6 protein-coding genes and 1 pseudogene are annotated in these 7,226 nt (G+C 69.9%); 5 read left to right on the plus strand and 2 right to left on the minus strand.

Features of this window, described 5'->3' with window-relative positions:
- The first annotated feature begins 57 nt into the window (after positions 1-57).
- The 3 genes from otsB to VGR32_RS13400 are packed head-to-tail and all read left to right on the plus strand — an operon-like array spanning position 58 to position 4,054.
- Positions 58-846 (plus strand): trehalose-phosphatase, encoded by a 789-nt coding sequence (gene otsB / locus VGR32_RS13390; RefSeq protein ID WP_327451465.1) that lies wholly within the window; start codon positions 58-60, stop codon positions 844-846.
- Positions 843-2,627: a glycoside hydrolase family 15 protein gene (locus VGR32_RS13395; RefSeq protein WP_327451467.1), complete on the plus strand. Its 1,785-nt coding sequence runs from the start codon at positions 843-845 to the stop codon at positions 2,625-2,627. Before otsB ends, VGR32_RS13395 begins: the two co-directional genes overlap by 4 nt.
- Positions 2,624-4,054, plus strand: a complete 1,431-nt coding sequence (locus VGR32_RS13400) for an alpha,alpha-trehalose-phosphate synthase (UDP-forming) (protein ID WP_327451469.1) — start codon at positions 2,624-2,626, stop codon at positions 4,052-4,054. The genes VGR32_RS13395 and VGR32_RS13400 overlap by 4 nt, the downstream gene beginning before the upstream one ends.
- 5 nt (positions 4,055-4,059) lie before the next feature.
- Here the strand turns inward: VGR32_RS13400 and VGR32_RS13405 are convergent, their stop codons facing one another.
- Positions 4,060-4,668 carry a glutathione S-transferase family protein gene (locus VGR32_RS13405; protein ID WP_327451471.1) on the minus strand — a complete coding sequence of 203 codons (609 nt, stop codon included), beginning with the start codon at positions 4,666-4,668 and terminating at the stop codon, positions 4,060-4,062.
- Positions 4,669-4,807: 139 nt separating this feature from the next.
- On the opposite strand from VGR32_RS13405, the gene VGR32_RS13410 reads away from it, so the two are divergent.
- Entirely contained in the window at positions 4,808-5,533 is a 726-nt protein-coding gene (locus VGR32_RS13410; protein WP_327451473.1) for a YafY family protein, read from the plus strand.
- 79 nt (positions 5,534-5,612) lie between these two features.
- Here VGR32_RS13410 and VGR32_RS13415 read toward each other — a convergent pair whose 3' ends face one another.
- Positions 5,613-6,815 carry an acetyl-CoA C-acyltransferase gene (locus tag VGR32_RS13415; RefSeq protein ID WP_327451475.1) on the minus strand — a complete coding sequence of 401 codons (1,203 nt, stop codon included), beginning with the start codon at positions 6,813-6,815 and terminating at the stop codon, positions 5,613-5,615.
- Positions 6,816-7,044: 229 nt separating this feature from the next.
- Between VGR32_RS13415 and VGR32_RS13420 the strand changes: the two are divergent.
- Positions 7,045-7,226 (plus strand): annotated as a pseudogene (locus tag VGR32_RS13420) (cell envelope biogenesis protein OmpA); the annotation flags it as partial.

Genomic DNA, 7,226 nt, shown 5'->3' on the forward strand with positions numbered 1-7,226 from the left:
GGCGGCGACCGGCGGTTTTTCGGAACCTTGGCCGTGAGGGGGCGTTGGCGGACCGTCATGGGGATACCGCAAGACACGCTCGACGCCGGCGCGCCGGCCGCCGAAAGTCTCGCCGCGCGCCTGCCGCCGCCGCCGGACGTCCTGCCGCGCCTCTCGCTTTTCCTGGATCTGGACGGCGTGCTGGCGCCGCTGGCCCCGACCCCCGACGCCGTGGGGCCGGACCCGCGACGCAGCCGCGTGCTGCGGGCCCTGTCGCAGAGGCTGGACGGGCGCGTGGCCATCGTCAGCGGCCGGCCGCTGGAAGAGATCGACCGCATCGCCGAGCGGGCCGTGGTGCCGGCCTCGGGCGTGCACGGCCTCGCGCGCCGGACGGCCGACGGCGCGATCATCGAGGCGGAGCCGCACGAAGGGGTGCGCGAAGCCGTGGCCGCCTTCCAGGCCTTCGCGCGGGAGCGGCCGGGACTTCTGGTCGAGGACAAGGAAGTCGCGGCCGGACTGCACTATCGCGGCGACCCGCGGCAGGCCGACGCGGCTGAGGCGCTGGCGCGAAATCTGGCAGAGCGGACCGGCCTGAAGCTGCAACCCGGCAAGCTGGTCATGGAGCTGAAGACGCCGGGCGCCGACAAGGGCACGGCCCTGACGGCCTTCATGGCCGAACCGCCCTTTGCGGGGAGCGTTCCGGTGATGGTCGGCGACGACCTGACGGACGAACACGGTTTCCGCGCGGCCGAGGCGCTGGGCGGCTTCGGCGTGCTGGTGGGATCGTCGCGACGCACGGCGGCCCGGCACGGGCTGGAAGGCGTCGGGCAGGTACTGGACTGGCTTGAAAGGGTGCGCGTCGCATGACCCCGAACCTGGACCTCGCCCCCGTCGGAAACTGCGCGGTCACGGCGCTGGTCGACCGGCGTGGCCGCTTCGTCTGGGCCTGCGCGCCGAGGGTCGACGGCGATCCGGTGTTTTCGGCGCTGATGAACGGCACCGATCCGGAGCACGGCTTCTGGGACGTGGAGATGGAAGGCTGCGTCAAGGTGGAGCAGGCCTACGTCCGCAACACGCCCGTGCTGCGGACCGTCATGACCGCCGCCGACGGCGCCGCGCTGGAACTGCTGGACTTCGCGCCGCGCCATCCCAAGCTGAGCCGGACGTATCGGCCGCTGGCGTTCGGACGGCTGCTGCGGCCGCTGTCAGGCGCGCCCCGCGTGCGCGTGCGCCTGCGCCCCTCGGCCGACTGGGGGGCGCGACGGGCGGAACACACGTCCGGCTCCAACCACATCCGCTACCTGTGCACCGACGTGACGTTCCGCCTGACGACGGACTGTCCGGTGTCGCACGTGCTGAACGAGCGCACCTTCCGGCTGGAGAAGCCGCTGGCCTTCTTCTTCGGGCCGGACGAGGGCTACGACCAGGACGTCGGCCCGGGGGTGCAGGCGGCGCTCGACCGCACCGTCGTGTACTGGCAGGACTGGGTCCGCAGCCTCTACCTGCCGCTGGACTGGCAGGAGGCGGTGATCCGCGCCGCCATCACGCTGAAGCTGTGCGCCTATGAGGAGACGGGCGCCATCGTCGCGGCGCTGACCACGTCCGTGCCGGAGTTTCCCGAGAGCGGCCGGAACTGGGACTACCGCTACTGCTGGATCCGCGACGCCTACTACGTCGTGCGGGCGCTGAACCGGCTGGGCGCGGTCGACATCCTGGAGAACTATCTGGGCTATCTGCGCAACCTGGTGGACGACTCCGGCGGCGGGCACGTGCAGCCGGTCTATGGCGTGGGTCTGGAGGCCGAAATCGACGAGCGCGTGGTGGAGAGCGTCGAGGGCTATCGCGGCATGAAGCCCGTGCGCGTCGGCAATCAGGCGCGCGAACACCTGCAGCACGACGTCTATGGCCAGATCGTGCTGCCGCTGGTGCAGAGCTTCTACGACCAGCGCCTGCTTCGGCCGGGGACGATCGACGACTTCCGCGCGCTGGAGAAGGTGGGCGACCGGGCCTTCGAGATGCACGACCAGGTCGACGCCGGCCTGTGGGAGTTCCGGACCATCGCCCGGGTGCACACCTACTCCTCGGTCATGTGCTGGGCGGCCTGCGACCGGCTGGCCAAGGCCGCGACGCATCTTGGACTGGTCGACCGCGCCGAGTTCTGGCGGGCGCGGGCGCAGATCATCCGCGAGCGGATCGAAGCCGAAGCCTTCGTCGAGGACGAGGGCCGGTTCGCGGCCAGCTTCGGCAACCGCGAGCTGGACGCCAGCCTGCTGCAGATGACCGATCTCGGCTTTCTCGACGCCCGGGATCCGCGGCAGGTCGCCACGTTCGACGCGATCGAGCGCGACCTGAAGAGAGGGCCGTACCTGTTCCGCTACGTCGAGCCGGACGATTTCGGCGAGCCGGAGACGGCCTTCAACTTCTGCACCTTCTGGTTCATCGAGGCCCTGCACCAGAACGGCCGCGACGCCGAGGCGCGCGAGATCTTCGAGCAGATGCTGAGCCGGCGCACGCATGCGGGCCTGCTCAGCGAGGACATTTCGCTGTCGGACCACGAGCTGTGGGGCAACTATCCGCAGACCTATTCGCTGGTCGGCATCATCAACTGCGCCATCCTGCTCAGCCGGTCGTGGACCGACGTGCGATGACCGGCCGCCTGATCGTGGTGTCGAACCGGGTGTCGGCTCCGAAAGATCCGGCCGCCGGCTCCGTGGGCGGGCTGGCCATGGCCCTGTCGGCCGCGCTCAGGAAGTTCGACGGACTGTGGTTCGGCTGGTCGGGCGAAACCACCGCCGAGTGGAAGCCGGAGGCGAAGATCGAGGATCGCGGCGGCGTCACCGTGGCGCTGGTGGACCTCGAGGCGCAGGACGTCGACGAATACTATAACGGCTACGCCAACAAGACGCTGTGGCCGCTGTTCCACCACCGCGTCGACCTGACCGCCTATGAGCGGTCGTACGGCGAGGGCTACGAGCGGACCAACGCCCGGTTCGCCGAAGTGCTGGCCCCCCTGATCCAGCCCGACGACGTGGTCTGGATCCACGACTATCACATGATCCCGCTGGCCCGGGACCTGCGGCGACGCGGCATCCGGAACCGGATCGGCTTCTTCCTGCATGTGCCGTGGCCCGCGCGGCAGCTGCTGGTGACGCTGCCGCATCACCGGCGACTGGTGGAGTCGATGTTCGACTACGACCTGATCGGCTTCCACACGCGCGAATGGCTGGACCTGTTCCGTGACTACGTCGCCTCGGAGCCCGGAGTGGACGGGCGGCTGCTGCCGAACGACGCGCTGGAGGCCTTCGGTCGCCGGGTCCAGACCGGCGTCTTCCCCATCGGCATCGACGTGGAGGGTTTCGAGCAGGCGAAGGAGTCGGCGCTGGGCGCCCGGACCTTCGATCGCATGTTCGCCTCGACCGCCTTCCGCAAGCTGATCGTGGGCGTGGACAGGCTGGACTACTCCAAGGGCCTCGAGCAGCGGCTGCTGGGCTATGAGCAGTTTCTGGAGAGCCATCCCGACATGCGTTCGGAGGTGTTGCTGCTGCAGGTCACGCCGATCAGCCGGGACGAGGTCGACGCCTATCAGGACATCCGTGCGCGGCTGGACGCCCTGGCCGGCCGCATCAACGGCGAATACGCCGAGATGGACTGGCAGCCGATCCGCTATCTGAACCGCACCTATCGCCGGGACCAGCTGGCCGGCATCTATCGCGCGGCGCGGGTGGGTCTGGTCACCCCGCTGCGCGACGGCATGAACCTCGTGGCCAAGGAATTCGTCGCCGCCCAGGATCCGGAGGACCCCGGCGTGCTGATCCTGTCGCGCTTCGCCGGCGCGGCGGAGCAGATGGGCGAGGCGCTGCTGGTCAATCCGTTCAGCCGCGAGGAGCTGTCCGACGCCATCCACCGGGCCCTGACGCTGCCGCTGGCCGAGCGCCGCCGGAAATGGGAGGCGCTGATGCAGGTGGTGCGCGACACCGACGTGTCGATCTGGCGTGACGAGTTCGTCGCCACGCTGCGCGCCGTCGACCGGCCTTCCGACGACGATCACGACGCCGGCGCGGCACACGCCGCCTGAGCGGCTCAGGTCTGCGGCAGCTGCGGCGGCGGACCGTCCTTGGCCATGGCCCACGCGTTGGCCGGTCGGGCGGTGGCGCGTTCCAGATAGGCGTCCAGCGCGGCGTCCTCCGGCAGATGCTCCCGCGCCCAGGCCAGGGTCGAGGCGACCATGACGTCCACCGCGGTGAAGCGGTCGCCCATCAGCCAGGGGCCCCGCGACAGGGCGTCGGACAATCTGCGCCGGACGGCCTCGAAGCGCCGGTCGGCGATCGGATTTCGACCGCCCGGCTCCATCCGCGACCACACCGCCGGCTCCAGCTCCCCGGCCACCCAGGCGATCCAGCTCAGAAAGGCCCCGCGCTCCGCCGAGCCCGGGTCCGCGCCGAGGTTCGGCTGTGGAAACCGCTCGGTCAGATAGAGGGCGACTGCGGCCGACTCCGTGACGAGGGCGTCTCCATCGCGCAGGGCGGGCACCTTGCCGTCCGGGTGCGGATTGCGCGGGTCGCGGGCGCCGACGCCGAACTGCGGCCGCTCGATGTCGACTTGGACGATCTCGAAGTCGGCCCCGAGCTCCTCCAGCAGCCACATGATGCGTCCGGAGCGGCTCCAGCTCGCGTGGTAAAAGGTCAGCATGGCGGCTCCTCCCTGAGCGACGGACCCTGCCGCCGCGAACGTCGGTTGACTACTGCCACGCTGCTGACAGCATGATGTCAGCAGCGGTGCGCGAGAGTGATCCGGCAGCGGGAGATCCGTCGCAACGGGAGGACATGCGATGAGACGGGCGGACAGGCTGTTCCAGATCATCCAAGTGCTGCGGCGCGCGTCGAAGCCGGTGACGGCGGACGCCATGGCGGCGGAGCTGGAGACCTCGAAGCGCTCGATCTATCGCGACGTGGCCACGCTGATGGGGCAACGCGTGCCGATAAGGGGCGAGGCCGGGATCGGCTACGTGCTGGACGGCGGGTTCGACATGCCCCCGCTGATGCTGACGTCCGACGAGGTCGAGGCGGCGGTTCTGGGGGCCCAATGGGTGGCGGGTCGGGGCGATCCCGCCTTGGCGCGGGCGGCGCGCGACCTGATCGCCAAGATCGCCGCGACGGTTCCGGAGAAGCTGCGGCCCGTGCTGCTGGAGCCGGCCGTCACCTCGCCGCCGACGTGGAAACGGGAAGTCGAGACGCTGGACATGGCCAAGGTCCGGGCCTGGATCCACGCCGGCCGCAAGCTCCGGCTGCAGTACGCCGACGAGCAGGGGCGCGAGACCGTGCGGATCATCTGGCCCTGTCTGGTCGGCTATCGGGAGACGACCCGCCTGCTGGTCGGCTGGTGCGAGGCGCGGGACGACTTCCGCACCTTCCGCACCGACCGCGTCGTGGAGGTCGACTTTCTGGATGATCGCTATCCCCACCGCCCGGCCGTTCTGCGCGGGCGGTGGTACGCGAAGATGGAGGCCGAGCGTAGCGCGTGGGAGCAGGCGCAGGCGGCCGGGGCGGCTCAGTAGATTTCGAACAGCCCGGCCGCGCAGCCCGAAGCGCTTGCGCTTCGGGCCATTTTCGTGGGGCGCGGCTTTTCGGGCGTTCTCAGTAGATTTCGAACAGCCCGGCCGCGCCCATCCCGCCGCCGACGCACATGGTGACGACGCCCCATCTGGCGCCGCGTCGCTTGCCCTCGATCAGGACATGTCCCGTCATCCGGGCCCCCGACATGCCGTAGGGGTGGCCTATGGAAATGGCGCCGCCGGAAACGTTCAGCCGCTCATCGGGGATGCCCAACCGGTCACGGCAGTAGAGCACCTGCACGGCGAAGGCTTCGTTCAGTTCCCAGATGTCGACGTCGTCGACGGTCAGACCGTGACGTTCCAGAAGGCGCGGCACGGCGAAGACGGGACCGATGCCCATCTCGTCGGGGTCGCAGCCGGCCACCGCCATGCCGGCGTAGCGGCCCAGCGGGGTCAGACCCCGGCGCTCCGCCTCCTTCGCCTCCATGAGCACGCTGGCCGAGGCGCCGTCGGACAGCTGCGACGCATTGCCGGCGGTGATGAAGCGGCCCTGTTCGATCTTCTCACCGCCGCCGAACACAGGCTTCAGCGAGGCCAGGCCTTCCAGCGTGGTGTCGGGACGATTTCCCTCGTCCTTCGACAGGGTGACCTCCCTGGCGGAGGCCTGCCCTGTGGCCTTGTCCACGACCTGCATGGTGGCGGTCATGGGCACGATCTCGGCGTCCAGACGCCCTTCGGCCTGCGCCTGCGCCGTGCGTTGCTGGGACTGAAGGGCGTAGGCGTCCTGGGCCTCACGGCTGATGCCGTAGCGATCCGCCACGACCTCAGCCGTCTCCAGCATCGACATGTAGATGTGCGGGGACAGCTTCAGCAGCGCCTCGTCCTTCATGCGATGCAGGTTCATGTGCGTGTTCTGGACGAGGGAGATCGACTCCAGTCCGCCGCCGACGGCGACGACCTGCCCGTCGTGGCTGACCTGCTTGGCCGCGGTGGCGATCGCCATCAGGCCCGAGGCGCACTGTCGATCCAGCGTCATGCCGGCCGTGATGGCCGGCAGGCCCGCGGCCAGGGCGATCTGACGGGCCACGTTGGTGCCGGTCGAGCCCTGCTGCAGCGCCGCGCCCATGACCACGTCCTCGACCTCGGCCGGATCGACGCCGGCCCGGGCGACGGCGTGCCGGACCGCATGCGCGCCCAGCTGCTGGGCCTGGGTGTCGTTGAACGCCCCGCGGTAGGCCCGGCCGATCGGCGTGCGGGCGGTGGAGATGATGACGGCTTCGCGCATGGGAGTCGGGTCCAGTTGAGGAGGTTCGCCACATTGGTCCGCCCAGGCGGACCCGCGCAACCCGCCGCCAGCCCTCGCCCGACCCGCAAAATGTGTTGAAAGGGCGCCACAGTCGCGGCCAGTGTGGTCGAAATGCGGAACCGTGTACGGTCCCCGCCGTTCATCGCGCCGTAGTGGCCCCTCACGGGGGACACGGATGGCCATTGGCATCATGGACTGTGAGGACCGTATGAAACTGAAACTTTTCACCACCGTCGCGGCGGCGGGACTGCTGTCGGCCGGCGCGGCTTCGGCGGATCCGCTGGGCTGGTACGGCGCGATCGACGCGGGCTGGCACAAGGCGGAGAACGTCTCGGCGTTCGCGTTCGACGGCACGGGTCCGGAGTTCGAGTTCGAAACGTCGGACGACTG

This window comes from Brevundimonas sp. (assembly GCF_035935935.1).
In the GTDB taxonomy this organism is placed as follows: Bacteria; Pseudomonadota; Alphaproteobacteria; order Caulobacterales; family Caulobacteraceae; genus Brevundimonas.

Coding starts and splice junctions, on each gene's coding strand:
- VGR32_RS13415 (WP_327451475.1), bottom strand. CDS start 6,815: ATGCGCGAAGCCGTCATCATCTCCACCGCCCGCACGCCGATCGGCCGG.
- VGR32_RS13410 (WP_327451473.1), top strand. CDS start 4,808: ATGAGACGGGCGGACAGGCTGTTCCAGATCATCCAAGTGCTGCGGCGC.
- VGR32_RS13405 (WP_327451471.1), bottom strand. CDS start 4,668: ATGCTGACCTTTTACCACGCGAGCTGGAGCCGCTCCGGACGCATCATG.
- VGR32_RS13395 (WP_327451467.1), top strand. CDS start 843: ATGACCCCGAACCTGGACCTCGCCCCCGTCGGAAACTGCGCGGTCACG.
- otsB (WP_327451465.1), top strand. CDS start 58: ATGGGGATACCGCAAGACACGCTCGACGCCGGCGCGCCGGCCGCCGAA.
- VGR32_RS13400 (WP_327451469.1), top strand. CDS start 2,624: ATGACCGGCCGCCTGATCGTGGTGTCGAACCGGGTGTCGGCTCCGAAA.